At 72.5% G+C, this 25,794-nt stretch carries 22 protein-coding genes and 1 pseudogene; 7 read left to right on the top strand and 16 right to left on the bottom strand.

Annotation, left to right across the window (positions count from 1 at the left end; all coding sequences use genetic code 11):
- Window positions 1-88: 88 nt before the first annotated feature.
- The 11 genes from AC067U_RS18700 to AC067U_RS18650 all read right to left on the bottom strand — a co-directional run bounded on the left by AC067U_RS18700 (window position 89) and on the right by AC067U_RS18650 (window position 10,564).
- Window positions 89-553 carry a hypothetical protein gene (locus tag AC067U_RS18700; RefSeq protein ID WP_478830820.1) on the bottom strand — a complete coding sequence of 155 codons (465 nt, stop codon included), beginning with the start codon at window positions 551-553 and terminating at the stop codon, window positions 89-91.
- Window positions 554-674: 121 nt separating this feature from the next.
- A complete protein-coding gene (locus tag AC067U_RS18695; RefSeq protein ID WP_478830819.1) occupies window positions 675-1,277 on the bottom strand; it encodes a hypothetical protein in 603 nt (200 codons plus the stop codon).
- Between the two features lie 335 nt (window positions 1,278-1,612).
- Complete coding sequence (locus tag AC067U_RS18690) at window positions 1,613-2,197, bottom strand: EF-hand domain-containing protein (protein WP_478830818.1); 585 nt, start codon at window positions 2,195-2,197, stop codon at window positions 1,613-1,615.
- Between the two features lie 349 nt (window positions 2,198-2,546).
- Window positions 2,547-3,611: a M4 family metallopeptidase gene (locus tag AC067U_RS18685; protein WP_478830817.1), complete on the bottom strand. Its 1,065-nt coding sequence runs from the start codon at window positions 3,609-3,611 to the stop codon at window positions 2,547-2,549.
- A 140-nt stretch (window positions 3,612-3,751) separates the two neighbouring features.
- Window positions 3,752-4,156, bottom strand: coding sequence for an SHOCT domain-containing protein (locus tag AC067U_RS18680; protein WP_478830816.1), 405 nt, complete (start codon window positions 4,154-4,156; stop codon window positions 3,752-3,754).
- 46 nt (window positions 4,157-4,202) lie between these two features.
- Complete coding sequence (locus AC067U_RS18675) at window positions 4,203-4,619, bottom strand: DUF7144 family membrane protein (RefSeq protein WP_478830815.1); 417 nt, start codon at window positions 4,617-4,619, stop codon at window positions 4,203-4,205.
- 80 nt (window positions 4,620-4,699) lie between these two features.
- Window positions 4,700-5,116 (bottom strand): SHOCT domain-containing protein, encoded by a 417-nt coding sequence (locus AC067U_RS18670; protein ID WP_478830814.1) that lies wholly within the window; start codon window positions 5,114-5,116, stop codon window positions 4,700-4,702.
- A 74-nt stretch (window positions 5,117-5,190) separates the two neighbouring features.
- Window positions 5,191-5,988, bottom strand: coding sequence for a YhjD/YihY/BrkB family envelope integrity protein (locus tag AC067U_RS18665; RefSeq protein WP_478830813.1), 798 nt, complete (start codon window positions 5,986-5,988; stop codon window positions 5,191-5,193).
- 56 nt (window positions 5,989-6,044) lie between these two features.
- Window positions 6,045-7,415 carry a hypothetical protein gene (locus AC067U_RS18660; RefSeq protein WP_478830812.1) on the bottom strand — a complete coding sequence of 457 codons (1,371 nt, stop codon included), beginning with the start codon at window positions 7,413-7,415 and terminating at the stop codon, window positions 6,045-6,047.
- An 89-nt stretch (window positions 7,416-7,504) separates the two neighbouring features.
- On the bottom strand, window positions 7,505-7,702 hold the full coding sequence (locus AC067U_RS18655; protein ID WP_478830811.1) for a hypothetical protein: 198 nt from the start codon (window positions 7,700-7,702) through the stop codon (window positions 7,505-7,507).
- A 123-nt stretch (window positions 7,703-7,825) separates the two neighbouring features.
- Window positions 7,826-10,564 (bottom strand): winged helix-turn-helix domain-containing protein, encoded by a 2,739-nt coding sequence (locus AC067U_RS18650; RefSeq protein WP_478830810.1) that lies wholly within the window; start codon window positions 10,562-10,564, stop codon window positions 7,826-7,828.
- A 231-nt stretch (window positions 10,565-10,795) separates the two neighbouring features.
- Here AC067U_RS18650 and AC067U_RS18645 point away from each other — a divergent pair.
- A pseudogene (locus tag AC067U_RS18645) lies at window positions 10,796-12,079 on the top strand (diacylglycerol/lipid kinase family protein); the annotation flags it as partial.
- A gap of 603 nt (window positions 12,080-12,682) precedes the next feature.
- Here the strand turns inward: AC067U_RS18645 and AC067U_RS18640 are convergent.
- The 5 genes from AC067U_RS18640 to AC067U_RS18620 all read right to left on the bottom strand — a co-directional run bounded on the left by AC067U_RS18640 (window position 12,683) and on the right by AC067U_RS18620 (window position 19,806).
- The gene (locus tag AC067U_RS18640; RefSeq protein ID WP_478830809.1) at window positions 12,683-14,263 is read right to left on the bottom strand and encodes an MFS transporter; all 1,581 of its coding nucleotides are present in this window, start codon (window positions 14,261-14,263) and stop codon (window positions 12,683-12,685) included.
- 149 nt (window positions 14,264-14,412) lie between these two features.
- Complete coding sequence (locus AC067U_RS18635; protein ID WP_478830808.1) at window positions 14,413-16,131, bottom strand: acyl-CoA dehydrogenase family protein; 1,719 nt, start codon at window positions 16,129-16,131, stop codon at window positions 14,413-14,415.
- Window positions 16,132-16,202: 71 nt separating this feature from the next.
- Window positions 16,203-16,760 (bottom strand): PadR family transcriptional regulator, encoded by a 558-nt coding sequence (locus AC067U_RS18630; RefSeq protein ID WP_478830807.1) that lies wholly within the window; start codon window positions 16,758-16,760, stop codon window positions 16,203-16,205.
- 117 nt (window positions 16,761-16,877) lie between these two features.
- On the bottom strand, window positions 16,878-18,008 hold the full coding sequence (locus AC067U_RS18625; RefSeq protein ID WP_478830806.1) for a serine/threonine-protein kinase: 1,131 nt from the start codon (window positions 18,006-18,008) through the stop codon (window positions 16,878-16,880).
- Window position 18,009: 1 nt separating this feature from the next.
- Window positions 18,010-19,806 carry a hypothetical protein gene (locus tag AC067U_RS18620; protein WP_478830805.1) on the bottom strand — a complete coding sequence of 599 codons (1,797 nt, stop codon included), beginning with the start codon at window positions 19,804-19,806 and terminating at the stop codon, window positions 18,010-18,012.
- Window positions 19,807-20,295: 489 nt separating this feature from the next.
- Between AC067U_RS18620 and AC067U_RS18615 the strand changes: the two genes are divergently transcribed.
- From AC067U_RS18615 to AC067U_RS18590, 6 genes are all read left to right on the top strand, one after another.
- Window positions 20,296-21,762, top strand: coding sequence for an amino acid permease (locus tag AC067U_RS18615; RefSeq protein ID WP_478830804.1), 1,467 nt, complete (start codon window positions 20,296-20,298; stop codon window positions 21,760-21,762).
- Between the two features lie 256 nt (window positions 21,763-22,018).
- Entirely contained in the window at window positions 22,019-22,270 is a 252-nt protein-coding gene (locus AC067U_RS18610; protein WP_478830803.1) for an EF-hand domain-containing protein, read from the top strand.
- 120 nt (window positions 22,271-22,390) lie between these two features.
- The gene (locus tag AC067U_RS18605; protein WP_478830802.1) at window positions 22,391-23,119 is read left to right on the top strand and encodes a TetR/AcrR family transcriptional regulator; all 729 of its coding nucleotides are present in this window, start codon (window positions 22,391-22,393) and stop codon (window positions 23,117-23,119) included.
- A 115-nt stretch (window positions 23,120-23,234) separates the two neighbouring features.
- Window positions 23,235-24,389 carry an MAB_1171c family putative transporter gene (locus AC067U_RS18600; protein WP_478830801.1) on the top strand — a complete coding sequence of 385 codons (1,155 nt, stop codon included), beginning with the start codon at window positions 23,235-23,237 and terminating at the stop codon, window positions 24,387-24,389.
- 319 nt (window positions 24,390-24,708) lie between these two features.
- A complete protein-coding gene (locus AC067U_RS18595) occupies window positions 24,709-25,200 on the top strand; it encodes a helix-turn-helix domain-containing protein (protein WP_478830800.1) in 492 nt (163 codons plus the stop codon).
- Window positions 25,197-25,784 (top strand): ImmA/IrrE family metallo-endopeptidase, encoded by a 588-nt coding sequence (locus AC067U_RS18590; RefSeq protein WP_478830799.1) that lies wholly within the window; start codon window positions 25,197-25,199, stop codon window positions 25,782-25,784. The genes AC067U_RS18595 and AC067U_RS18590 overlap by 4 nt, the downstream gene beginning before the upstream one ends.
- Window positions 25,785-25,794 lie beyond the last annotated feature (10 nt).

Genomic DNA, 25,794 nt, shown 5'->3' with positions numbered 1-25,794 from the left:
GTGGTGAAATACGGGGGCCCGGCCGGTCACCGACCGGTCGGGCCCCCGTCCCCGAGCTTTCTTGTGCCTGTTCTTCCGTCGTGGTGCCTCAGGGGCAGAACGGGTTGCTGCTGTCGTCCATCAGGGCGAACCAGTTGCCGTCCATGTACTGCTGCTTCCAGGTGTCGAGCTGGTCGGTCGAGACCTTGTACTTGTCGGCGATCCGTTCCTTCATCTCGTCCGAACCGTCGGCCAGCATGATCATCACCATCTGCACCTTGTCCGCCAGCGTCAGCTTGTCCTTCGGTTTGTCGGGCAGGTCGCCGAATCGGAAGCACCCGATCCCGCCGGGCTTGCCGGGCTCGCCCGGCTGGCCGGGCTGTCCGCCCTTGCCGCCCTCTCCGCCCTTGCCGCCTTCGCCGCCCTTGCCGCAGAACGAGGAGGCCATGGCCGAGGCGCCGGTGCCCGTCGGGGCGTGGGATTCCGAAGCGTTCGCGGCGCAGGCCGTACCGGCGACGAAGGCCAGGGAGGCCGCCGCCAGGATGAGCGGACGCTGCCAGGAATTCGTGAACATGGGGGTTCTCCGTTGTCGTGAGCAAAGAAGTCGATGTGCGGGATGGAGCATGGGGAACGAGAAGTGAGGGGGTGGGGGGTGGAGGCCCCCGAGGACCTCCACCCGTCAGGCGTGGTGCGGATCAGAAGATGCTTCCGCCACCGGCGCCGCCGTTGCCGCCCAGGCCGCCGATGAGTCCGCCGAAGCCGCCCTTGCCGCCCTTGCCGCCGCTGCCGCCTTCGAAGACGCCGAAGCCGCCCTTGCCGCCGTTGCCGCCCTTGCCGCCGATGAGCCAGCCGTCGCCACCGGCACCGCCGCCGCCGCCGTTGCCGCCGAAGAGGCCCTTGCCGCCGTTGCCGCCGTTGCCGCCGGCGCCGCCGATCTTGCCCTCGCCGCCGCCGCCACCGCCGCCGCCACCACCGCCGGCGAGCTTGCCGTCGCCGCCGTTGCCGCCGTTGCCACCCGCACCACCGGTGCCCAGGACGCTGCCGCCACCGGAGCCGCCGGAGCCGCCACCGCCGCCGACCAGGCCACCGCCGCCGCCGTCCCCACCGTCACCACCGGCACCGCCGGCCTGCGGGAGAGCAGTGGCCACGTGGGCCGGCACGGGAGCCGCGGTCGCCATGGACGCCGGGAGGAGGACTCCTCCGCCGATCACAGCAGCCGAAGCGACCAGCGTCGCCAGGCGGAACCCGCGGCGCTTGGCGGGACGGACGGCCTGCGTGGTCTCAATCTTGCGGTTCATGACTTTCTCCTACCTATGGTGAGTATTCATTGCCCCGGTTTTCCGGGATTTCGCTGAGCCTCATTTCCCTTCCGGGTTCCTTCGGGATTTCCCTTTCGGGTTTTCCTTTCCGGTGAGGCCCGCACCACAAGTAAGCCCCGGGGGGCACACCCGGGTCATGTGCCGGAAACTCGGGACTTGACGCACCCGTAAGCGCCGGGTAAAAGCACCGGGCGGAGCTCCCGGGAACGCCGAAGGCCGCCTCCGGGGCCCGGCTGGAAGCGGGGTCCGGAGGCGGCCTTCTCTTGGTGGCCCGTACGGCTCAGCGGCCCGTACGGCGGCAGCGGGCCGTACGACTACAGCGGCCCGTACGGCGGCAGCGGGCCGTACAGCCAGTTCCCGTCGGCCTCGGGGTCGTCACTGGTGAAGAACTCGATGACGGCCGCGTGGAACTCCTGCGGTTCCAGCCAGCCGACCCCGTTGCGGTCCAGCCGCTCGAAGGCCTCCTTCAGTGCTTCCGGGGCGATCTCGTTGGCGGCCTGCCCCAGCCGGGTGTACTCGGCGAGGCCGACCGTGCCGTTGCCCTCCGCGGCGCAGAGGGCCAGCCAGGCAGCCGCGGCCTCGTGCAGGGCCGAGAGGAACGCCTCCGGGGTGGCGGCGGTGGCCGCGCGCACCCCGCGCTCGTACGCCTCCGGGTCGATGCGGCCGGCTCCGCTCCCGTCCATGTGCCGGAGGTGCTCGTCCCAGATCCGCCGGAGCGCCGTCCGGAACCGCCGGACCTTCTCCGGATCGGCGGGAAAGGCCTCCGCCAGCCGGTCCGCGACCGCGGGCAGGTCACCGGCCGTGAGGAAGCCGTCCCGGTCGGCGTCCAGCAGGCCGAACATGTGCCGGAGCTTGCGGGTCAGTACGGACGTCTCGGAGGTCGTCGCGGTGATCGTCACGGTGGTGGCTCCTGGTCGGTCGAACGGGTGCGCGCCGTCGGCGGCGGGGCGTCGAGCTCTCCGGGAGGCTAGTGCCCGCACACGGGCCGGACGGGCGCGCCGGACGGGCCCGTACGGCCCCGCCGGAGCGCTCGCGCCCCCTCCCAGCTCGGCCTTTCCCCTCCGCCCGGCGGCCGGAGGGCCCGGTGCGCCCGGCGTACGTTTCACCCGGTCAGCGCACCCGCGCACCGGCAACGCGCCGGTACGCGCTCGGCCGGCCCCGGCGGCCCCGGACCCCCGGTCGGCCGTGCGGGGCAACCGCCTTTCCGCACGGGGGTGTTGACCGGTCCGGGACCGCCGCCGCGCCGCCCTACCCGATCCCGGGAATCTGCCGCGCCCTGAACGCCTCGCGGACGGCGGCGGCCGCGGCGGGGCCGTACATGCGCTGCGCGGTGGCGATCGTGGTCAGCGCGGCGTCCCGGAAGCTCGTGTCGGGGCGGAAGCCGAACTGCGCGTTCACGATGACTCGGTCGGCGGTCCGGGCACCCAGTGCCCCGCGGATGTCGAGCAGCGCCCGGGACCAGATCTCCCCGTCCGCGTGCACCTCCCCGGTGCGGTCGGCGTACACCTTGGTCCCGTCGATGCGCCGCAGGCAGTGGGGGGCCTCGCTGTAGGGGACGGAGTCCCAGTCGGCGACGCAGGCGGGGTCGGCCTTGACCGGCCACCCGTAGCGTGCGGCGGCGTGCGAGCCGACGGCGACGGCCAGGTAGTCGCCGAACGCCTCGCCGATCGCGCCCGCCTCCGCGGTGGTGCCGAAGCCGGGCACCTGGGCGTGGTGCACGGCGTGGCCGTACTCGTGGACGATGACCTCGGCGTCCTCGGCGTCGTCCACCCCGCCCTTGCCGAAGCGGATCTCGGCCTTCTTGTCGGTGAAGAAGGAGTTGTCGGAGCCCCACTGGTTGATCCGGACCGGCTGTGCGCGGTCGTTGGCTCCGGGCAGCTCGCTGCCGAAGCCCAGGCCCTGCAGGTACTCCTGGGCCTCGTTGACCCAGAAGTAGGCCATGACCTGCTCGAACTGGTCGTCGTGGCGGTCGTACCCGGCCGCGTCGGCGAGGCGGGCCGAGGATCCCGTGTCCGAGCGGACCTGCGCCCACCTGCCCGACAGCGTGCCGCTGCCGTCCAGGTTCCGCAGCGCGGCCGCGGTGTACGCGGACGCCGGGACCGCGCCGTCCGCGTCCTTGGCATCGGCCAGGGACTGGTCGCCGGAGGACTGGACGGGGTTGACCATGAAGAGCCGGGCCTGGGGCGCCGCGGTGGCGGAGCCGGTGCCGGTGCCGGTGTCCGCGGGCTGCGCGGAGGCCGGGCCGGCGAGGGTGCAGAGCGCCACGGTGGCGGTGGCCGCGGCGACGAGGCCGCGGGGTATGCGGCGAGCCATAAGCATTCTCCCGTGATGGAGCGGTGGCAGGTGCGGGCGTGATCCTCGCGCATCCGCACCGGTTCCGGCCAGGGCCTGGACCGGTCCCGTTTCACTCCATCCCGGGCGGTCGATCGTCGTCCGGGGCAGCCGGGCGTTCCTCAGCGGGCCAGGATCCTCTCCTTGGCCTGTTCGTACTCGGCGTCCGTGAGGTCGCCGTGGTTGTGCATTCCCGCGAGCCTGGCCAGCTGCTCCGCCTTGGTGGTGGCGGCCGCCACGGGGTCGTCGGCCGTCGGCCGGGCGTAGGCCCGGAACGCGAGTTCCCGGTCCCGCGCCCGGCGGATCTCCCGCTGTCCCATCCCGCGGCCGCGGGCGATCAGGTAGACGAAGCAACCCAGGAAGGGCAGCACGCAGACGAACACCGTCCAGCCGGCCTTGCCCCAGCCGCCCATGGTGTCGTCCCGAAAGATGTCCCCGAGGATCCGGAACAGCAGGAAGAGCCACAGGATCCAGAGGAAGAACCACAGCATGGTCAGGAAGGCGTCGAGCAGGGGGTAATCGTCCATCGCTGCCTCCACCGCGACGTGGTCGGCCCGGCCGTCCGGACCCGGCCTAGCTCTCCGGGGCCTTCGTCACGCACAGGGCCCAGATGATGACCGCGTACATGACGATGGAGAGGATGGCCCAGAACGGGTAGTAGGGGAGGGAGAGGAAGTTGATGATGATCAGAAGGGCCGACAGGCCGATGCCTCCGACCCGGGCCCATGTCGTGGGCCTCAGGAGCCCGAGGCCGACGACGACCGCGAACGCGCCGAAGATGAGGTGCAGCCAGCCCCAGGTCGTCAGGTCGAACTTGAACACGTAGTTGGGGGTGGTGACGAAGATTTCGTCGCGGACGATCCCCATGATGCCGCGGCAGAAGTCCAGGGCTCCGAAGACGATCAGCAGCACGGCCGCGAACACGACCAGGCCACTGGCGAAGGGGTGCCGCCCTTCGGCACTGCTGCGCGTCGGTGTCGTCGATGTCATGGCTCTCGGCTTTCCGGTTCGGTGGCGCGCGGTTCACGGAGCGGGGGCGCGCCGGCCCCGTCGGCGGGACGTACCCCTCGTCACTGCGAGAGGATGCGCGCCTTCGCCGCCTGGAACTCCTCGTCGGTGATGTCGCCCCTGGCGCGGATCTCGGACAGCTTCGCGAGCTGGTCCACCTGGCTCTGCCCGGGCGTTCCGGCGGTCTGCCGGATATAGGAGTCCATCATCTGCTGCTGGTCCCTCATGTCCTTCATGTCGCGCTGGGCCATGCCCTTGCCCCTGGCCAGCAGGTACACGAAGACTCCGAGGAAGGGCAGGATGATCACGAAGATCAGCCAGCCGGCCTTGCCCCAGCCGCCCATCTCATGGTCACGGAAGATGTCCATGATGATCTTGAACAGCAGGAAGAACCACAGGACCCAGAGAAAGATCACGAGGGTGGTCCAGAACACCCCGAGCAGCGGATAGTCGTACGCCAGCGGCATGAGACCGTCCATCTCGTCCTCCTTGAGGGCTGGGCACCGCGCACGGGTGCCGGATTCGACTGTGCCGTGGAAGCGCAGCGGCCGGATCACCCCCGGCGGGTGAACCGCCCGGAGAGCCGCTCCGCGGACCGCTCCGTGAACCGCCCGGAGAGCCGCCCGTACCAGGCCGAGGTGCCCGCCCACTGCCCGAGGGTCAGCGCCACCACGACCACCACGAACACCGTGATCAGCCAGCTGAGCAGGGTGAAGACGGGTCCGAGCGGGCCGAACTCCTCGTATCCGCGCTGCATGGCAGCCGGCATGAGGAGTTCGGAGGCGTATCCGACCACGACCATCGCGAGGCCGGTGATCAGGGCTCCGGGCACCAGCTGGACCCAGGCGATCCGCCCGCACAGCATCAGGTGCTGGGTCCACCACCACAGCAGGACGGACACCACCACGGAGAGCGGGACCCCCAGTGCGCCGCCGACCCCGAAGCCGCTGCGGAGCGGCGCCTGGCAGAAGAGCACCACCAGCCACACCACCAGCCAGGCGAGCCAGCGCCAGGCCGCGTTGCGGAGGCCGGCCTTGGGCAGCTTCCAGCAGCGTTCGCACACCCGCTGGAGTGCCCGGCTCAGTGCCGTCGCGGAGAGCAGCGCCACCAGGATGCCGACGGATCCCGTCGCGTCCCGGACCGAGCCGCTCGCGTTGTACGTGGTGCGCACCTCCTGCAGGGTCTGGCCCTTGATGCCGAGGACCGCGCTGAGCGAGTCGGCCATCAGGTCCTGGAGGCTCGGCGGCGCGAAGGCCGCCACCACCATGAGAAGGGGGAGTGCGGCCAGGAAGGTCTGGGCGGCCAACCTGATCGCGCTCTCCCAGAGGTACACCTCGAGGAGGCGGGCCATGAATTGCTCCAAGGGCGCCGTGAAGCGCTCCAGCCGGGCCCGCGCTCCGCGCAGGTTCATCCGGCGCTGACGCCGGGTCCGTGCTTCGGCTCGCCTCCGCCGGTGCCGCGGCGGGGGGTGTCACCCGGGGCGGCCGCGAGGATGCCCAGGATGACCAGGACGACGATGACGATGCCGAAGACCAGGGCCACGACTCCCGGCGTGGGGTAGTTCCAGAGCAGCAGGGTGAGGGCGCCCGCTCCGATCACGATGCCGGTCGTCCACTTCCGGTGCTCGTCCAGCCAGTGGCCGGTGGTTCCGGTGCGCAGGCCGATGCGTTCGAGGGAGCGTCCGGCGGCACCGGTGGAGCGGGTGGCGCCCTTGCGTACGAACCGGGCGCCGCGTCCGGGACCGTAGAGGTACGCGGCGACGAACGTGACCACGGAGAGGACCAGGAGCGTACGGGTGCTCTGCCGCAGGAAGCGCACGAGGGTGTCGTAGACGGCGGCGGCCGCGTCCGGGGGCAGGGTGGCCGGGGGCACCGAGTCGAGGTAGATGCGCCGGGCCACGGCCAGGGCGACGAGCAGGACCAGCATCATCACGAACAGGCCGATGGCGGTGGCCATCAGCCACACGCGGTGCGCCGGAGCAGCCCAGATGGCCAGGGCGGCCAGGACGAGCACCACGACGGGCAGCCACACGCCGACGACATTGAGCAGCCGCATGGCGTCCTGGGCCTTGTTGAGCTTTTCGGTCTGCAGCAGCGGGATCTGCTTGTCCACCTCGGGGATGGCGGAGGCCTTCTCGAAGCCGGCGTCGACGAGGCGCTGCTTGAGCTCGTCGGTCAGGGTGCCGATATTCAGGACGATGGTGTCGCCGCTGGCCTGGACGGCGCTGGAGCCCTCGCCGGTCAGCACCTTCTCCACGGCGGCCTGGGCACGCCGGTTGGCCTCGATCCACACGGTCTCGAACTGGTCACTGGTGACCAGCCGGTTCACCACGGAGCGCACGGCCGAGCTGATGGCGCTCTTCAGGGGGCCTTCGAGTGCCTCCGACTTCTCCACGATCAGCGGCGGCGCGTCCGCCTGCTGGAGGGCGCGCTGGAGGGCCTCGGTGATCGCTTTGACGTCGATGTTGGAGACGATCCGGTTGGTGAGCCGATCGGTGACCGCGTTCTGCACCGCGGGGTCCTCCGCGAGCGGGGCGACCGTCTGCACGTAGCGGTCCTGGTCGGAGATCGTGTTGTGCAGCCAGGCGGAAACGACGGCGACCGGGGAGAGCAGGAGGGCCAGCAGGAGCAGGATCGATGCGCCGGTGTAGCGCAGGCGCCGGTGGCGTACGTCGGCGTGCTTGCGCAGCCGCTCGTAATCCGCACGCTCCTGGGCGGTCAGCGGGCGGTCCTCGGCACGGCCCCCGCGGTTGTCCGGGGCCGGGGCGGTGGGGTCCATGCTTCCTCCTTGCTGCTGCGGCGGTGTCGGCCGCCGGCCAAGCCGGAAGGGGTTGGTCCGGAAGGGTCCGTCCGGAGAGCCCGGAAGGGTCAGTCGGGAAGGCGCCGCATTTCCTCGACGCGCAGGCCCAGGTCCCGGAACCGGCTGAGCAGGCCGTACAGATGTGCCTCGTCGGTGACGGTGCCGAAGAAGAGGGTCTGCCGGTACACGGGTGCCGTGTCGAGTTCCGGAAAGGCGTGGGACATCGGCTCGGAGACGAGACCGGTGATCCGGAATTCGTAGCGCATGGGCAGCAGTCCTTCCGTCCCTGCCGGAGCCTGCCGACGCCCCGGGGCGGGGCCTCCACCATGCTGACCGCGGGGGCGGGCCGTGCGCCTCACCCGTGGGAGGTGAGGAGGGAACGGCGGAGGTCAGAGGATGTGCAGCTCGCGGGCGCGTTCGACGGCGTCGCGCCGCCGCGAGACGCACAGCTTGCGGTAGATGCCCCGCAGGTGCGTCTTCACGGTGTTGACGGACAGCTGCAGTTCGGTGGCGATCTCCTCGGTCGACATCATCCGCGCGACCTTGGCGAGCACCTCCCGCTCGCGCGGGCTCAGCGCCTCCACCACGGGGGATCCGGCCCGGTCCGGCGGGGCGGCCTCCAGCCAGTTGCAGGCTTCGCGGCGCCCGTCGAGCCCCCCGGCGAGGTGCCGCACCCAGGGTCCGGCCTCGGTGAACGGGCGGACGAGCCGCTCGGGACGCGCGGCGTCCAGGGCCTCGACCAGGCGGTCGCGTGCGGTGCCCTCCTCGCCCGCCAACAGGGCGTGATGGGCGCGCAGCAGGGCGAGCCGGACCCGGTCCGGCGTGGTCGCCTCCGCCGCGTCCTCGGCGGCCCGGATCAACGGCAGGGCCCGGTCCGGGCGTCCGGCCGCGAGGTGGGCCTGTGCGAGGGCCACCGCGCAGGACGGCGGGCCGTCCGGTACGCGTTCCAGGGCGGCGACCGCCCCGTCCGGATCCCCGTGGGCCAGGGCGGCGGCGGCGCGCGTGACCGCGAAACGGGCGGCCGGACCGGGCGCACCGGCCTCGCCCGGCTCCCCCAGTGCGGTGAGCGCGGCCTGCCACCGGCCCAGGGCCAGATCGGCCTCCGCGCGCAGCACGGTGAGTTCGGCGCGAAGGACGGGCTCGGAGGATCCGTCCGGCAGCAGTTCCGCCTCGTCGAGCCGGAGGGTCGCCGTGTGGGCCTCGCTCCGGTCGAGGGCCACCGAGGCCAGGGCCAGCCCGGCCGCCGCCGAGCGGTGCTCCTGGAGGATGCCGTGCCGGTCGGCGACCTCCAGCGAGGCGGTGGCGTGCTCGTTCGCGTCGGTCAGGGCCCCCTGGACGGCCTCGGCCAGGGCGAGCCGCCCCAGCGACCGGTGGCGCAGCAGGGCCGTGGTGTCCTCGGTGCAGGAGCGGACGGTCTCCTCCAGCACGGCCCGGGCCTGCCGCAGGCGTCCGGCGCGCAGCAGGGCGCTCGCGAGGCCGTAGAGGCGCAGCGGCTCGATCTCGGGGTGCCGGACGCGTTCCTCGGGCGGCACGTGCGCCATGAGTCCGGCGACGCGGTGGGCCGCCTCCTCTGCGGTGAGGTGGTCGGGGGCGCACAGGAGGCGCAGCAGGGCCGCGGTGAGCAGTTCCGCCGGGCCGGCGCGGGGGGCCTCGCGGATCATGCGGCGTTCGGCCCGGGCCAGGCGGGCGCGGCAGCCGGCGGTGTCCTCGCGGGCCAGCCGGCAGGCCGCCGCGACCAGGGCGGCCGCGGTCCCGGGGGTGTCGTCGGGCATGTGTGAGAAGGTCTCGGCCGACGGGGCGGCGCCGGGGCCGGCCAGCAGCGGGCCGACCATCAGGTGCTGCACGGCCTGGGCGGAGGCGTAGCGCCAGTCGCCGCCGACGGCGGCCTGGTCCACCGCCTCGGCGGTCCGGCCCCGGTCCGCGAACCAGCGGGCCGCGCGACGGTGCAGGAGGGGTTCCAGCTCGGGCCGCTCGCTGCGCAGGTGGGCCCGCAGGACCTCCGCGAACAAGGGGTGGAAGCGGTACCACCGGGTGCCGTTGACCGGCTCGACGAAGGCGTGGGCGCGGGCGAGGTCCCGCAGGATCCGCTCGGCGTCGGACTGCCCGGTCAGGAAGACGGCGAGGTCGGGGTGGACCCGGGGCAGGATGCCGGTGCGCAGCAGCAGCCGCCGGGAGGGCAACGGCTGGGCGGCGAGCACCTCGGTGAGGAGGTAGTCGGAGACGGCCTGCTCGGTGGCGGTGAACGAGCGGGCGAAGCCGGCCGGGTCCTCGGACCGGGCCATGGCCAGGGCGCACAGGCGCAGCCCGGCCGCCCAGCCCTCGGTGCGGCCGAGCAGCAGTTCCACGACCTCCTCGTCCGGAGCGGGGCCCGATCCCCGCAGCAGTGCGGCCGCCTCGCGCCCGGTGAACGCCAGGTCCTGCTCGCGTATCTCGTGGACGCTGCCCTCGGCGCGGTGGCGGTGGAGCGGCAGCGGCGGGTCCTCCCGGCCGACGAGGACCAGCCGGAGGGCCGGGCCGGCATGGTCGGCGACGAACCGCAGGCCGGTGAAGACGTCACGGCCGGGCAGCTTGTCCAGATCGTCGAGGACCAGCACCAGGGGTGTGGTCAGGCGTTCGAGTGCGGCGGCCAGCCTGACCAGCAGGGCGCGGTCGACCCCGTCGGGGCAGGCGGGGGTGCCGATGGCCTCGTCGGTCAGGAGCCCCTCGCGCCGGAGCCCTTCCAGGACGTACGCCCAGAACACGCCGGGAGTGTCGTCCTCGTCGAGCGTCAGCCAGACCACCGGGCCCTGCGGTGCCCCGGACCGGACCCAGGACGCCGCGAGCGCGGTCTTGCCGGTGCCCGCGCCGCCGGTGATGACCGTCAGCGGGCCCAGGGTGGCCCGGGTGAGCCGGTCCAGCAGCCGCCGGCGGCGCACCAGGCCGGGGTCCGGGAAGGGCACGGCGAGCTTGGTGGCGAGCAGCGGGTCGGGCGGGGCGTACGGATCCGGACCGGACCGCGGGTGCTGTGCTCCGGGACGCGGGGGCGGCTGCCCTCCGCGGACGTCCGCGGCATCGGGGGCGCCGGGGGCGTCCGCGAGGTCGGCGACGTCCGTGCGGGGCGTTCGGAGGCGGGTGATCGGCAGGGTCATGGGTGGTAACCCCCCAGGGGAGGCGGAGCCGGGCCTGGTCGGGAGCGCGGCTCGTTCCATGGTCACGGGCCCCGCCGGTGATCGCCACGCCGGAGCCGGGGGAAGGTCGCCCGGGCCGGGCGATGCGCGCCGCCCCGGTCCGGCGCTCAATGGAGACACGGCAGACGCGTAGGGGCGCCGTACGGCCTCCCTGCGGGAACCCGCGGCCGAGCGGAGGTCCACCACGTGAGCATGCACGCCAAGGCACGGCTGGCGCTGCTGTCCGGCGCGGCGGCTCTGGTCGTCATGCTGGTGTTCGCCGGCTTCCGGAGCATCATCCTGCTGGTGGTGGGGCTGGCCGGGGTGTCCGCCACGGCCGCCGCCATGTGGCTGGTGCTGGCGCACCGCGGCCCGGTCCGCTGGCTGGCGCTGCTGTTCTTCGTGGCGGCGCCCGCGGCCGTGATCGTCTGGTACGCGCGCGCCGGCCTGCTGTGGGTCGTGCTGAGCGCGGTGCTGCTGTGGGCCCTGGCCGTGGCGGCCGGGCGGGCCGCGCTCGCCGACGAGGGGCGGTTCCGGATGCCCGAGCACCGGGCGGTGCCCCCGAAACGCCCGTTCCTGATCATGAACCCGCGCTCCGGGGGCGGAAAGGTGGGCACCTTCCACCTGCGGGAGAAGGCCGAGGCCTTGGGGGCCGAGGTGGTGCTCCTCGACCCCGACCACCCCCAGGACGTCGCCGAACTCGCCCGCCGGGCGGTGGACGGGGGCGCCGACCTGGTGGGGGTCGCCGGCGGCGACGGCACCCAGGCCCTGGTCGCCGGGGTGGCCGCGGAGCGCGGCGTGCCGTTCCTGGTGGTCAGCGCAGGCACCCGCAATCACTTCGCGATGGACCTCGGGCTGGACCGGAACGACCCGTCGACCTGTCTGGACGCGCTGACCGACGGGGTGGAGGTGCGGGTGGACCTCGGCCGGATCGGGGACCGCGCCTTCGTCAACAACGCCTCCTTCGGGACGTACGCGGAGGTGGTCCAGAGCCCGGCGTACCGCGACGACAAGATCCGTACGACGCTGGCGCTGCTCCCGGACCTGCTCGCCCGCCACGCCGGGCCCCGGCTGACCGTGCGCGCCGACGGGACCACCGTCGAGGAGCCGCAGGCGGTGCTGGTGAGCAACAACCCGTACGGCCGCGGCGACGTGGCGGGGCTCGGGCGGCGGACCCGCATGGACACCGGAACCCTGGGCGTGCTGGGCGTGAAGGTGAACAACGCCGCCCAGGCGGCCGGCATCCTGCGGGGCGGGCAGGCGAGCGGCCTGACCGCGCTGACGGCCCGGGAGGTCGAGGTGGACTCGGACGCCCCGCTCGTCAGCGTCGGGGTGGACGGCGAATTCCTCTCGATGCCCGCCCCGGTGCGCTGCCGGGTGGAGCCCCGCGCCCTGCGGGTGCTGCTCCCCCGGCACCGGCCCGGGGTCCGGGCGGGGGTGCCGATGAACTGGGCCGCGGTGCGCAGGCTCGCCCTGACGATGGGCCGGGCCGCCGTCGGCGGGCAGCCCGTGCAGGGCGGGAGCCGCGACCACCCGGGAGCGCACCGGCACTGGCGGCGCCGGCATCCCGACCGGCGGTTCGACTATTCCGGTGCCGTGTACGGGTCGATGCTCGCCGGCTCCGTGGTCGTGGGCGCGGGCGAGCTCGGCAAGTTCCCGAAGGTGGAGCTGATCGTGCTGCTGCTCGGCACCGGGGTGGTGTTCTGGGCCGCGCACGTCTTCGCCCACCTGTTCGGCGCGTCCCTGGCCAACGAGCCGCTGACCTGGCACGAGTTCCGCACGGTGTGCGCGGACGAGAACCCCCTCATCAAAGCGGCCGTGCCGCCGGCCGTCGCGGTCGCCCTGAGTCAGCCGCTCGGTCTCGGCCCCCAGGGGACGGCGTGGTTCGCGCTCGGCGTCGCCCTCGCCGGGCAGATCGGCTGGGCGGTCACGGGAGCGGTCCGGGCGGGTGCGCCACGCCGTCTGATCATCCTGGCGGCGGTGGTCAACCTGCTGCTCGGTGCGGTGATCGTGGGCCTGAAGACGGCCCTGTCGCACTGAGGCCGGTCACACCGAGGCCACACCGAGGTCGGTCGCACCGAGCTCAGGTGCCCGCCGGGGTCAGGTGCCCGCCGGGGCGGCCTCGGGCTTGCCGAGCGGCTCTGCGGGCAGCCGGCGGGTGAACGGGAAACTGGCCAGGGTGATGCCCCCGACGACCAGGATCGCCCCCTTGAGTGCGCCGAGCTGCGCCTCCGCGTACTCGTTCACGTACGCGTCAGCCTCCGCCGGGGGCACTCCGGCCTCCTCGGCCGCCGTCCGTACCTGGTCGGTGGAGAGGAAGCTGATCCCTCCCTCGATCGCGATCCCGGTCTGCTCCCGCGCGGCGTCGGAGATGGCCGGGTTGTCCTCGATCTCCCGGACGAAGACCAGGGCGAGCGCGCCGATCAGCACCGATCCGATGAGCGCGGTGCCCAGGGAGGAGCCCAGGTTCTGGGCGGTGTACTGGAGTCCGCCGGCCTCGCTGCGCCGCCCTTCCTCGACGCTGGACTGCACCACGTTGCCCAACTGGGAGGCGAGCAGGCCCATGCCGAGGCCGAGCACGGCCATCGCTGCCGCGAACTGGGCGTCGTCGAGCTCCGGCTGGATCGCCGCCAGCAGCCAGACGATCGCCGCGAGGAGGACGAGCAGCCCCACCCTGACCACCGTCCGCGGTCCGGCCAGCCGGCCGAGGAGAGGGCCGCTGAGCGCGGAGACGAACATCGTGACCGAGACCGGCAGCAGCCGCAGGCCCGTCTCGAAGGCGTTGAGGCCCTGCACGATCTGGAGGTAGAGCGGGATGACGAAGAACAGGCCCAGCAGGATGAGGTTCTGACTGAGCAGCATGGTGAGCCCGGCCCTCATCGGCGGGATGCCCAGCAGGGAGAAGCTGACGAGCGGGTCCTCACCCCGGGCTTCACGGCGCCGCTCCCAGACGCGGAACAGCCACAGCAGCACGCCGCCCGCGGCGATGACGAAGAAGGTCGGGGAGAAGCCGAGGACGGTGAAGGGCGCGTCGCGCGGCTCCAGCCACCCCCAGGTCGAGCTCTGCAGGATGCCGAGCACCACACCGCCCAGGCCGAGGGCGGACAGGGCCACGCCGACGCCGTCGAGACGGGGGCGCCGGTCCGGGGGCGGCGGCTCGGTGATCCAGCGGACCACGCAGAGCATGGCGAGCACGATCACGACCTCGCCCGCGAAGACGACGCGCCAGGTGAGGTAGGTCGTCACCCAGCCGCCCAGCAGCGGGCCGATCGCGATGCCGGCGCCCGCCAGCCCGCCGATCACACCGTAGGCCACGGCCCGGTCCCGGCCCTGGTAGGCACCGGCGACGAGCGCCGCGAGCGCGGGCAGCACCAGCGCGGCGCCCAGGCCCTCGATGACGGACCAGCCGACCGTGAGGACCCAGAGCTCGGGCGACACCGCCGTGAGGCCGGATCCGACGCCGTAGACGCAGAGGCCCAGGGTGAACGCACGGCGGCGCCCGATCATGTCACCGATCTTCCCGCCGGTGATCATGAAAGCCGCCATCACCAGGGTGTACAGCGTGATCACTGCCTGGATGGCCGTGACATCGGTGTCGAAGTCCTCCACCAGGGCGCTGATGGACACGTTCATGACCGAGGTGTCCAGCACCATCAGGAACTGCGCGGTGCCGAGCACCATCAGAGCCCGCCATCGCCGCACTGCGCCACCTCCGTGCCCGGCTGCTGCCGACCCACCCTACGGAGGCAATACGGACTTTCTACGCATTTAGCGCACAAGTCGCCCGTGTGGTCCCGGCGGGTTGCTCCTCCGGGACCACGGGCGTTCCGCTACGGCGCCATCTCGTACGCACCGGAGAGGGCCTCCACCCGGGCCCAGACACGGGCCGCGCGGGCCTCGTCCACGACCGGGCGACGGACCGCGGCGAGGGCCCAGCCCTGCTGCTCCTCGGTGGCGGAGTCCTTGCCGTGGAGTTCGACGGCGTGGCCGGAGAAGTCCCGGACCAGGACCGAGAACAGCTCGTCGAGGACGTCCCGGTCCAGGTCCGTCAGACCGGCCTGCTCCAGGATCAGCTGACCGTGGACCACCAGGGCGAACAGCTGGCCGACCGAGAGCAGGAAGTCCAGGTCCCGGCTCTGCGCCTCGTCCGGGGCCATGGTGGCGACGAACGCGCACAGGGCGTCCGCCTGCTCGCGGAACCGGGCCACGTTCGGGACCGCGTCGTACGCGTCGAAGGCGGGGCGCCAGTCGTGGAAGCGTACGGAGCCCAGGCCGCGGGCCGGACCCTGGCGGAACAGGAAGTCGTCGTCGGCCGCGTCCAGGCGGGTCGGCACGGCGGGGTACTCGACCGGCTCCAGCAGGTGGTTGCGCATGAACTTGAGGATCAGCGCGAGGTTGACGTGGACCGTGCCCTCCAGCTTGGGCAGGCCGCGGATCTCCACGGCGGCCTGGGCGAAGTAGTTGTCCTTCTCGAAGCCCTTGGCGGCGATGACGTCCCACATCAGGTCGATGACCCTCTCGCCCTCCGTGGTCACCTTCATCTTCGTCATCGGGTTGAAGAGGAGGTAGCGGCGGTCATCGGGGCCGGCGGAGCGGAAGTAGTCCACGGCGCGGTCGCTGAACAGCTTCATGCCGACCAGGCGGACGTAGGCGTCGGCCAGTTCGCGGCGCACGTGCGGGAAGGCGGTGACCGGGCGGCCGTAGAGGACCCGGTTGTGGGCGTGGGTCACGGCCTCGTACATCGCGTGCTCGCAGATGCCGATCGAGGCGGTGCACAGGTTGAACTTGCCGACGTTGACGGTGTTGAGGGCGGCGTCGAAGGCGGCGCGGCCGGTGTGCAGGACGTCCTCGGCGGAGACCGGGTACTCCTCCAGGCGGAACTCGCTGACGTACTTGGAGGAGTCCACGACGTTCTTGACCAGGTGGTAGGCCGGGTGGCGGCTGTCGGCGGCGAAGAAGACGTAGGCGTCCGGTCCCTCCATGTCGGTGCGGCGGCCGAAGACGGACACGAGCCCCGCCTTGTTGCCGTTGCCGATGTAGTACTTGGAGCCGGTGGCTCGGAAGCCGCCGTCGCCGTCCGGCTCCAGCAGCATGTCGGTGGAGTAGATGTCCGCGCCGTGGGTCTTCTCGGACAGGCCGAAGGCGAAGACCTCGCCCTGGGCGAGGAGCTCGGCGGCGCGGGCGCGGGCGGCGGCGTTGTCGCTCTGCCAGACCGGGCCGAGGCCGAGGATGGTCACCTGCCAGGCGTACCAGTAGTCCAGGCCGTAGAAGCCGAATATCTCGTTGAGGGCGGCGATGCGGGCGGTGTCCCAGCGCTGCTCCTCGCGCCCGGCGGCGGAGGCCGGGGTGAGGAAGGTGGAGAAGAGGTTCTCCTTGGCGGCGAAGGCGAGGAAGTCGCCCAGCCAGGCGCGGTCCCGGTAGTCCTCGATCAGCTTGCGCTTGCCGCGGTCCTCGAACCAGTCGACGGTGGCGCGGAGCAGCCTGCGGGTCTCCGGGTCGAAGTGCGCCGGGTCGTAGGTGCGGGGGTTGAACAGCAGGGCGTCGGCCATGGAGGTCCGCCTTTCCGGGGGTCGGTGGATGAGGGGTGACGAGCCGTACGGGTCGCCGGCGGCGGGCGCGGTCAGCGGGCCGCGGCGAGCCGGCGGAGGGTGGCGAGGACGTCGTCGAGCCAGGCGACCGACATGCGCTCGTAGGCGATGCCGCCGCGCAGCACGACGTGCTGGAGTTCCCGGCCGGGGTCCAGGGGGACGGGGGCCTGCGGCCCGGTGAAGTCGCGCAGCTCCCCCGCCAGGTAGTGGGCGAGCCGGTCGGCGTGCACCTGCCGGTGCCGCTCCACCTCGCGGATCAGCGCGGCCGGGTCGTCGAAGGCGGCACCGCGGATCTTGACGGCCAGGTCGTGGCGCAGGCTCTCGGGCTCGATCGGCTCGTGCAGCCATGCGGAGAGGGCCGTACGGCCGGGGCCGGCGACGGAGTACTCCTTCTTGTCCGGCCGGCCCTGCTGCGGGACCTCGCGGACAGCGAGCAGGCCCTCGCCCTCCATGCGCTTGAGGACGCGGTAGATCTGCTGGTGGGTGGCGGTCCAGAAGTAGCCGATGGACCGTTCGAACCGCCGGGCCAGTTCGTAGCCGGAGCCCGGCTTCTCCAGCAGGGAGACGAGGATCGCGTGCTCGAGCGCCATACCCCGATCCTCTATGCAACTCGTTGCATAGACAAGCGCGGACACGCCGGTGAGACGCGGCTCACCCGCCCGGCCCGCGCCCCGCTCCCGCGCACGGCCCGGCGGCCCGCCCCCCGGTCAACCCGTCCGCTCCTGCCACCGGGACGCCTCCCGGTACGCCTCGAAGGCCCGGTCGTCACCCGGGCCGCACAGGCGCACGCAGTCCTGCCCCAGCCGCTGGTAGAGCGCGGCCGCTCCGCGCGGGTCCCCGGACTCCCCGGTGAGCCGGGCGTGCCTGGCGCGCGCGTCGAGCACCTCGGGGTCCCCCGCGCGCGGCCCCTCGGCGTTCCGCTGGATGAACCGCTCCAGGTCCTGGATCTCGGCGACGTGCCGTGCGTCCACGTACGGGTCGGCGCCCCGGTCGGAGGAGTACGCGATCTCCCCGATCGCCTCCGCCACGGCCGGGGCATCGGGCGGACGCCGCTCCGGCGCCTTCTCCAGCAGGCCCATCACCAGGCGCTCCAGGGCCGCGGGGATGCCGGGACGGGCGGCCCGCGGCGGCTGCGGCGGCAGGCTCGCGTGGTGCCACACCAGGGCCAGCGGCTCACGGACGTGGCCGAAGGGGGACCAGCCCGTCAGCATCTCGTAGAGGACGCAGCCCAGGGAGTACAGGTCGCTGCGCACCGTCGCCCGCAGGCCGGCGAAGCGTTCCGGCGCGGTGTAGTGCGGGGTGCCCATCGGCAGGCCCTGGGAGAGCGGGGCGCTGGGCAGCAGGGCCAGCCCGAAATCGACCACGTGCGCGGATCCGGCGGTGTCGATGACCACGTTGTCCGGCTTGATGTCCCGGTGGACCACTCCGGCGGCGTGCACCTCGGCGAGGCCGGCACAGATGTGCCGGGTCCACCGCACGGTCTGTTCCAGGGTGAGCTGGCGCCCCTGGCCGGTGTGGGCCGACAGGGGCGTGCCCTCGATGTAGTCCATGACGTGGTAGAGGGTGTCGCCGTCCTCGCCGTAGTCGTGGATGACCGCGACATGGGGGTGTTTGCGGACCCGCGCCATGGCCCGGGCCTCCTTGCCGAAGCGTTCGACGGCGCGGGCGAGCTCTTCGGAGCACCGCCCCGGACCCCGGTCGAGGAGGGCGACCTTGACCGCGACCTGGCAGTCGAGCCGCAGGTCGTGGCCGAGCCACACGGCCCCCTGCGCGCCACTGCCGAGACGGGCGTCGAGCCGGTACCGCCGGTCCAGGACCCGGCCGGGATGCAGCGTCATCTCAGCGGCCCGCCGGCTTCCAGGACTGCAGCTCGGACAGCCGGGCCTCGTGCCCGTTCCACTCGGCGAAGAAGAGGACGCGCCGGCTGAGGACGTCGTCGAGGCGGTGCCGGGCGCGTTCGCGCCGCGCGTCGCCCGCGGCACGGATCCGGGTGCGCTCGGCCGGGACCCGCGTGAGGTCCAGCAGGCCCCACAGTCCGGCGGCGACCCCGAGCACCACGAGGAGCCACATCAGCGGGCCCGCCGCGAGGACGGGGGCGAGACCCGCGGCGGCCAGCCCGCCGGCCGTGCCCCCGACCCGGCGGGGGAGGTTGCGGTCCACCGCGTCGGCCTGCGCCTCGGTCCGGGCCCGGAGGTCGGCGTCCAGGGCCGCGGAGAGCGCGGGGGCGTCCACCGCGGCCCGGGGGTCCACGGGCAGCACGGTCCGCCATCCTTCGACGACCACGGGAAACTCGCGCGGGCGGCGGCGCAGCGCCTCCGCGACGATCTCCTCCGCCGCGGCACCGAGGTTGGGCAGCACCTGCAGCAGCGCGAAGCGGCGGGCGTCGTCGCCGAGCTCGATCTGGCTGGGCTTGAACACCGCGTTGTCCAGCAGGGTCGCGAAGTCCATGACCTCGGCGTCCACTTCCCGGCGCAGGGCGTGGTCCCGCAGGGCCGCCTCTTCGTCGCCGCGGTGCTCGATCAGCCGCCGCAGCGCTTCCATCCGGGTGTGCAGGGCTGCCTCGTCGGGCTCCATGTGGCGGATGAGGCGGTCGATGGCCGCCTCCGCGTAGCGGGAGGGGGCCGCGGGACCCGGGGGCGGGAACTCCCTGCCGAGGTGCTCCAGGGTGGCGGTGGTGACGGTGGCGAGCCGCAGCCCCTCCCGGAGCTCCGCCCAGTCCCCCTCGTACGCCGCCCCCAGCGCGTCGAACCGGTCGTCCGGCGGGACCAGCAGGGTCTGCAGCTGGGCGCCCCAGCGCCGGGTGCTCGCCCGGGAGACCTTCCCGCCGACCCCGGCCTCCCCGGCCCAGTGGACCATCACCTGGCGGACGTAGCCGTGGGCCTGGTCACCGAGCTCCTGGCTGGCCACCGCGTCCAGGACGACGAGGAAGTCCCGGCCGAGGCGTTCGGGGTCCACGGCGCTCTGCAGATAGCGGTCCATCGAGGTGCCGGCCCGTCCGTGGTCGCCCGTCCTGGCGGCGGCGAGCGCGAAGAAGAGGTGCGCCTTGCCGGGGTCCAGGAGCTGGGCGTGGCTCTCGTGCCCGAAGACGAGGTCGTCGCCGTCGAGCCGGGCCACGACCGACAGGGCGGCGTGGACGAGCCAGAACTCGGGGTCGTGCGCGAGGTGCTCCTCCAGGGCGGTCCGGACGGTGCCGGTGCCCAGCACCCCCCTGGCCACGAGCTTCGGGGTGAGCTGCCGGACCAGGCCGCGGGCCAGGGACCGCACCCTGTCCCGGTTCCCGAACCTGGCCCGCCACTCCTCCGTCAGCCGGTCCAGCTCGAAGTGGGCGGCCAGGACGGCCTGGTCGCGGTCGTACCGCGCGCGGAACGCCTCCAGGTCGGTCCGGATCCGGCCGATCTCGGTCTGCGCGGTCGTCAGGCCCGTCCGGAGCTCCTCGGTGGCCGTGCCTATCTTCCGCACCCTGGCCGTGAGCCGGTCCGTCTGGCCGCCCAGCTCCTCCAGGCCGCCGGACAGGGTGCCGAGCTGTCCCCGGAGCCCCTGGAGCTCCGCATCGCGGCGCCGTAACTCCTCGTGCAGCTCGCGGAGCCCTTCCGACGGCTCCTGGCGGCCGGCGTCTCCCCGGTTCGGTTCGGTCACCGCGCGTTCTCCCCGTGCGTACGTACGGCCCTGGCGTTCTCGGAAGTCGTACCTTCGTCCACCTCACGGCGACGGCGCAAGGGCGCGCGAGGGGCGCGGAGTGCGGGCGCGGGGCGGGCTCACCGAGCGCCTTCCTCACGCTACGCGCCGGTAGCGAGCGGGCGGGTGCCCGGGGCGGCACGTGTTGCCTGGATGTCATCCCGTGTTCGCTCAGCGGAGGCTCAGATCCGGATAACGATCGGATCACCACACAAGGGTCTTTCGGCCTGGTCACGGCGGAATAGCCGAATTGCCGGTGATGTGCCCCACAGTCACCTGCCGGACGCCGTGGTACATCTTCACGACCGCCTGCCGGACCACCCATGTCCGAGCAGGGGCGCTGGGGCCGGCCGATCGCCGGCAGCAACTCCATCACCATCCGGGGGATCGGAACCCGATCCGCGATCGAGAACGGCGCGGGTCGGCATGGAGCGGAAAGGCGCACCACACATGACCTCGACGCAGGTCGACATGCACAAGGGCGACGACAGCGGGACCACGGGCGGCGCGCCCGAGGAGGGCTACGAGCGCGGGCTCGGCAGCCGCCAGGTCCAGATGATCGCCATCGGCGGCGCCATCGGCGTCGGCCTCTTCCTGGGCGCGGGCGCGAACATCGCGAAGGCCGGACCCAGTCTCATCCTGATGTACGCCCTCGCCGGCGTGATCGTCTTCTTCATCATGCGGGCGCTCGGCGAGCTGCTGCTCTACCGGCCCGTCTCGGGTTCCTTCGCGGAGTACGCCCGCGAGTTCCTCGGTCCGTTCTTCGGGTTCGTGACCGGCTGGACGTACTGGCTGATGTGGGTGGTCACCGGCATGGCCGAGCTGACCGCCGCGGCGATCTACATGCACTACTGGTTCCCCAGCGTGCCCCAGTGGACCACCGCCCTGATCTTCCTGGTGGTGCTGTTCGTCGCCAACCTGATCTCGGTGAAGATCTTCGGCGAGATCGAGTTCTGGTTCTCGATGGTCAAGGTCACCGCCCTGATCGGCATGATCGTGATCGGCATCGGTGTGGTGACCTTCGGCTTCAGCGCCGCCGGTGACACCGCCGCCGTGTCGAACCTCTGGGCCTTCGACGGCATCTTCCCCAAGGGCGTCGGCTCCAGCCTGATGACCCTGCAGGGCGTCATGTTCGCCTACCTGGCCGTCGAGCTCGTCGGCGTCACCGCGGGCGAGTCGGAGAACCCGGAGAAGACGCTCCCCAAGGCCATCAACACCCTGCCCTGGCGCATCATCGTCTTCTACGTCGGCGCCCTCAGCGTGATCCTGATGGTCGTCAAGTGGACCGAGTTCCAGCCCGGCGTCAGCCCCTTCGTGGCGGCCTTCGCCAAGATCGGCATCCCGGCGGGCGCGGCCATCGTCAACTTCGTGGTCCTCACCGCGGCCCTGTCCTCCTGCAACTCGGGCATGTACTCCACCGGCCGCATGCTGCGCGACCTGGCGGCCAACTCCGAGGCGCCCAAGCTGCTGGGCAAGCTGAGCTCCACCAAGACCCCGGCCGTGGCCATCACCCTCTCCGCCGCCCTGATGGGCATCGGCGTGGTCCTCAACTACGTCGTCCCGGAGAAGGCCTTCGGCTACGTCACCTCGGTGGCGACCGCGGCGGGCATCTGGACCTGGCTGATGATCCTGGTCAGCCACATCCGCTACCGCCGCGCGGTGGTCGCCGGCAAGCTGCCGGCCTCCTCCTTCCCGGCCCCCGGCGGCACGGTGTGCAGCTGGATCGCCGTCGGCTTCCTGCTGCTGGTCACCGCGATGATCGCGATCGACCCGGACAGCCGCATCTCGCTCTACGTGGGTGCCGGATGGGCGGCCTGCCTGGCGATCGGCTGGGCGGTCCTGAAGTCCCGCAACCCGCAGATCGCGGCGCGCGCGGCGGCGGGCGACCGCGAGCCGGAGACCGCGGGCCGGTCCTGACCGACCCGCACGGGGCCCCGCCCCGCAGCACCACACGCACTCCCTGACGGGGGCGTACCGGTTCCCCCGGCCGGTACGCCCCCGTCGGCGTCGTTCCCTCCCCTCCCCCCGTCTCCCCCTCTTCCCCTTCGGCTCGCTCCTCCCCTCCCCTCCCCTCCCCTCCCCGGGAGGCAACCAGCCCGGCGGGCCGGGCGTCCCTCTCCACAGGACGCGCCGGCCGACACGGCGCGTACGGCTCCGGGGAACAGGACACGCGATGAGCGACAAGGCACGGATACTCTTCGACGCGCTCGATCTCGACCGCGACGGCACCCTGACCCGCGCCGAGGTCATCGGTGCCCTCCTGGCCAAGGGCCCGACCCTCGCCGCCCAGGGCGTGATTCCCGTCTGGGGCGTCGGCGGCGCCGAGGACTCCTCCGCCCTCTTCGACGCGGCCGACCAGAACGGCGACCGCGTGCTGACCTTCGAGGAGTTCGCCGCCGTGGTCGACCGCCGCTTCGGCTGGTAGACACCGCCGCCCCGGCCCCCACGGACCGTCCGGCACGAGGTGGCCGGATTCCGCCCGGCGGGCCGGGAGTTCGTGGACGGCGCGCTCACGGGCCGGAGATGCGGCGGGTACGGTTCCGGCATGGATCTTTCCGCAATCAGTTCGAATGACGGTGACATGACGGCCGCGAGCGCGGTCAAGGGTGCTGCGCGGCAGCTGCTGGTGAAGACGGGGGCCGGCGGGCTCTCCCTCGACGGGGTCGCGCGCGAGGCCGGGCTCGGCGTCGCCGGGGTGGAGGCCGTGTTCCCGGACCGGGACGGTCTGCTGACCGCACTGATCATCGATGCTTACGACGCCTCGGGCGCCGCCATGGAGCGGGCCGACGAGGCGGCACGGGAGGCGGGGGCGTCGGCGGGTGCCCGGCTGCTCGCGGTCACGCGGGCGCTGCGGGAGTGGTCCTTCGCCCACTCGGCCGAGTTCACGCTGATCTACGGCTCCCCCGTGCCCGGCTACCACGCCCCGCAGGACACGGTGCCGTCCGCCGCCCGGACCCCCGCGGTGCTCGCGGGCATCGTCCGGGCTGCGCTCGAAGGCGGTGAACTGACCCCGCCGCGACGGGCGGTGCCCGGTCCGCCGCTGCTCCTGCCGGCTGCCGTGGAGGCGTTCGGCGGCGTGCCCGAGGCACCGTTCTCGGACATCGTCGAACGCGGCATCGTGCTGTGGAGCAATCTGATCGGACTCCTGGTCTTCCAGGTCTTCAGCCGGACGCACGACAGCGTCCGGGACGAGGCCGCCTTCTTCGACTACGCCATCGCCGTGGCGGCCGAGAGCATCGGGCTCGTCGTCCCCCTCGACGAGAAGACCGGCTGAGCCTCCCCCGACCCGGTCACCGCCGGTCCGGCCTCCCCGCCCCGGCCTCCCCCGGACGTACCGCCCGGCCGGACCGTCCCCCCACGTCCTGCAGGACCCGTAGGAAACCCAGGCCTTGAACACCATCAGAACACTCTGTTTCGGCATCGCCGCGCTCTCCTCGTACGCCGCGCTCGCGTACCGGCTCTCCCAGGCACGGCGCAGCTGGAAGGACAGCGCCTACCGGGCGCTGATCGTCACCCTGCTGCTCCAGTGCCTCACCTTCACGATGGGTGCCGTCGCGATGGGGGGCGGGACCTTCCTGGGCGTCGGCAACCTCGCCATCCTCCTGATGCACCTGTCGGCGGTCGCCTTCTGCGTCAGCGCGCAGATCATCCTGCTGCGGTGGGCCGCCTCCGACGAGGTCGCGGTCCGCAAGACGCGCTGGTGGCTGACCACCGGCATCGTGCTGAACGTGGCGCTGACCGCGCTCTTCCTCCTCGCCGACGGTCCCGGGCGGCCCGCCTCGGACTTCGACACGGGCAGCGGCCGGCCGCTGGTCCTCGTCTACCTGCTGGCGTTCATCGTCTCCCAGGCGGTGCCGTGCGTGACCATCTTCCGGCAGTGCGGGCCGTACGCCGAGATGACGGACAACGCCTCGCTGCGGCAGGCCCTGCGGATGCTGTCGGTCGCCGCGGTGGTCCTGTTCCTCTACTGCACGGCCAGGACGGTCAACATCCTCACGGCGGCGGCCGGGGCCGACATCGGCGCCTGGAAGCTCGCCTCCAACCTCTTCAGCGCGACCGGCATCGTCATCCTGTCGCTGAGCCTGACCAACTCCTCCTGGGGGCCCGGGGTCGCCCGGCTGCTGGGGTGGAGCCGTTCGTACCGGTCGTACCGGGCCCTCTACCCGCTCTGGCGGGACCTGTACGAGGCCTCTCCGGACATCGCGCTGGAGCCACCGGGGCCGTCGGTCTCGGACCTCGACTACCGGCTGCACCGCCGGGTGGTCGAAATACGGGACGGGTGGCGGGATTTGCGCCCCTACATCGATCGTGCCGCCCCCGGTTCCGGCGGTCCGGGCACGGAGGGGAACGAGGAGTCGCGCCAGGCGTTCACCGAAGCCGCGCAGATCAAGCAGGCCCTGCGGGCGAAGCGGACCGGAACGATCCCGCACGACAACAAGGACGCGGGCGATTTCGAGGACCGCGATACCGACAACTTCACGGCGGAGGTGGCCTGGCTCACCAAAGTCGCATCCGCCTACAGTAAACTCGGCAACGCGAGTTGAGAGCTCCCGCCCGGTTTGCATCCCCCGTCAAACCGGGCGGGCATCCCCCGTTTCCCCCCGCGTTCCGTCGGGCGGACGGGTGGCCCCGTCCGGACCGGCCCGGCCCATCCCCCCGAGGACCGGGCCGGTCCGGCATACCCGACTTCAACCGACGTCACAGACAGCCAACTTGGCGACCCCCGTGAGCCAAGTTAGCTGCCAGCTATCGGCGGACTCCAACCGTGGCGGAGTTCAGGCCAATTGTCAACTGACAGCTAATCTGTGAAACTGGCGTATAGCCAAGGGCTATTCCGAGGAGGTGACGGGAGGGAGCTTCACCATGACCGAGACCGACGACCGACCCCTGCTCGCCGTGCGTCTGGACGACCTTTTCAGGACGGTCCGCCCCAAGGGCAGACACTGGACCAACGCCGAGGTGGCGGAGGAACTGAAGCGGGCCAACCCCGAACTCAAGGTCGGTGGTGTCTATCTGTCGCAGTTGCGGACCGGGAAGCGCTGCAACCCCTCACCGGACCTCCTGGCCGCCCTGGCGCGCTTCTTCGGGGTCTCCGTCGCCTACTTCTTCGACGACAAGGTCGCCGAGTCGGTGACCAGCCAGCTCGCCGCCATCGAGGCGCTGCGGCAGTCCGGCGTCCGCGCGGTGGCGATGCGCGCGGCCGGCATGAAGAAGGAGAACCTCCAGGCCATCACGGCCATCATGGACCAGTACCGGCAGATGCAGGGTCTTCCGCCGGTCACCGACTCCACCGACTCCGTCTCCCCCTCCGGCTCCGTCTCCGGCTCCGTCTCCGGCTCCACCGACCCGGAATGACCGGACTCTGGGGCTCCAGGAAGGAGCGGCCGGGCGGCCAGGACCGGCGCAGCCAGCTGAAGAGGCTCCGGAAGGCCGGGGCCCAGCGGCTCGCCGAGCTCGGGCTGCCGGAGGTGGCCGACGTCGCCGAACTGTGCCGCCACCTCGGCGAGGTGCGCGGCCGCCCCATCCTCCTGGTCCCGATGCAGATGCCCTCCTCCCATCCGTGCGGCATGTGGGTCGCCGCGCGCGAGGAGGACCTCATCTTCTACGACGCCAACACCACCAGCGCGCATCAGGAGCACATCATCTTGCACGAGCTGGGCCACATCATCTGCTGCCATCGCGGGGCCGGAGGACTGGACGAGGCCGCCGCCCGCCTCCTGTTCCCCGACCTCGACCCCGAACTCGTACGCGACATGCTCCTGCGCGCGACGTATGACGACGTCCAGGAACAGGAGGCGGAGATCATCGCCTACCTGCTCTCCCAGCGGCTGGGCAACGCCGAGCAGCTGCACGCCACTCCCCCGGCCGGGGAGGCGGAACGGCCCGGCGACCCCGGGAAGAGCGCCCTGCTCCACCGCATCGAACGCACCCTGATCTGAGATGGAGCGC

Source organism: Streptomyces sp. NPDC043853, assembly GCF_056436025.1.
The sequence above is the reverse complement of the archived record's forward strand: the minus strand, read 5'-3'. Positions and strand labels throughout refer to the sequence as shown.

Coding starts and splice junctions, on each gene's coding strand:
- AC067U_RS18700 (WP_478830820.1), bottom strand. CDS start 553: ATGTTCACGAATTCCTGGCAGCGTCCGCTCATCCTGGCGGCGGCCTCC.
- AC067U_RS18695 (WP_478830819.1), bottom strand. CDS start 1,277: ATGAACCGCAAGATTGAGACCACGCAGGCCGTCCGTCCCGCCAAGCGC.
- AC067U_RS18685 (WP_478830817.1), bottom strand. CDS start 3,611: ATGGCTCGCCGCATACCCCGCGGCCTCGTCGCCGCGGCCACCGCCACC.
- AC067U_RS18680 (WP_478830816.1), bottom strand. CDS start 4,156: ATGGACGATTACCCCCTGCTCGACGCCTTCCTGACCATGCTGTGGTTC.
- AC067U_RS18675 (WP_478830815.1), bottom strand. CDS start 4,619: ATGACATCGACGACACCGACGCGCAGCAGTGCCGAAGGGCGGCACCCC.
- AC067U_RS18670 (WP_478830814.1), bottom strand. CDS start 5,116: ATGGACGGTCTCATGCCGCTGGCGTACGACTATCCGCTGCTCGGGGTG.
- AC067U_RS18665 (WP_478830813.1), bottom strand. CDS start 5,988: ATGGCCCGCCTCCTCGAGGTGTACCTCTGGGAGAGCGCGATCAGGTTG.
- AC067U_RS18660 (WP_478830812.1), bottom strand. CDS start 7,415: ATGGACCCCACCGCCCCGGCCCCGGACAACCGCGGGGGCCGTGCCGAG.
- AC067U_RS18655 (WP_478830811.1), bottom strand. CDS start 7,702: ATGCGCTACGAATTCCGGATCACCGGTCTCGTCTCCGAGCCGATGTCC.
- AC067U_RS18650 (WP_478830810.1), bottom strand. CDS start 10,564: ATGACCCTGCCGATCACCCGCCTCCGAACGCCCCGCACGGACGTCGCC.
- AC067U_RS18640 (WP_478830809.1), bottom strand. CDS start 14,263: ATGGTGCTCGGCACCGCGCAGTTCCTGATGGTGCTGGACACCTCGGTC.
- AC067U_RS18635 (WP_478830808.1), bottom strand. CDS start 16,131: ATGGCCGACGCCCTGCTGTTCAACCCCCGCACCTACGACCCGGCGCAC.
- AC067U_RS18630 (WP_478830807.1), bottom strand. CDS start 16,760: ATGGCGCTCGAGCACGCGATCCTCGTCTCCCTGCTGGAGAAGCCGGGC.
- AC067U_RS18625 (WP_478830806.1), bottom strand. CDS start 18,008: ATGACGCTGCATCCCGGCCGGGTCCTGGACCGGCGGTACCGGCTCGAC.
- AC067U_RS18615 (WP_478830804.1), top strand. CDS start 20,296: ATGACCTCGACGCAGGTCGACATGCACAAGGGCGACGACAGCGGGACC.
- AC067U_RS18610 (WP_478830803.1), top strand. CDS start 22,019: ATGAGCGACAAGGCACGGATACTCTTCGACGCGCTCGATCTCGACCGC.
- AC067U_RS18605 (WP_478830802.1), top strand. CDS start 22,391: ATGGATCTTTCCGCAATCAGTTCGAATGACGGTGACATGACGGCCGCG.
- AC067U_RS18595 (WP_478830800.1), top strand. CDS start 24,709: ATGACCGAGACCGACGACCGACCCCTGCTCGCCGTGCGTCTGGACGAC.
- AC067U_RS18590 (WP_478830799.1), top strand. CDS start 25,197: ATGACCGGACTCTGGGGCTCCAGGAAGGAGCGGCCGGGCGGCCAGGAC.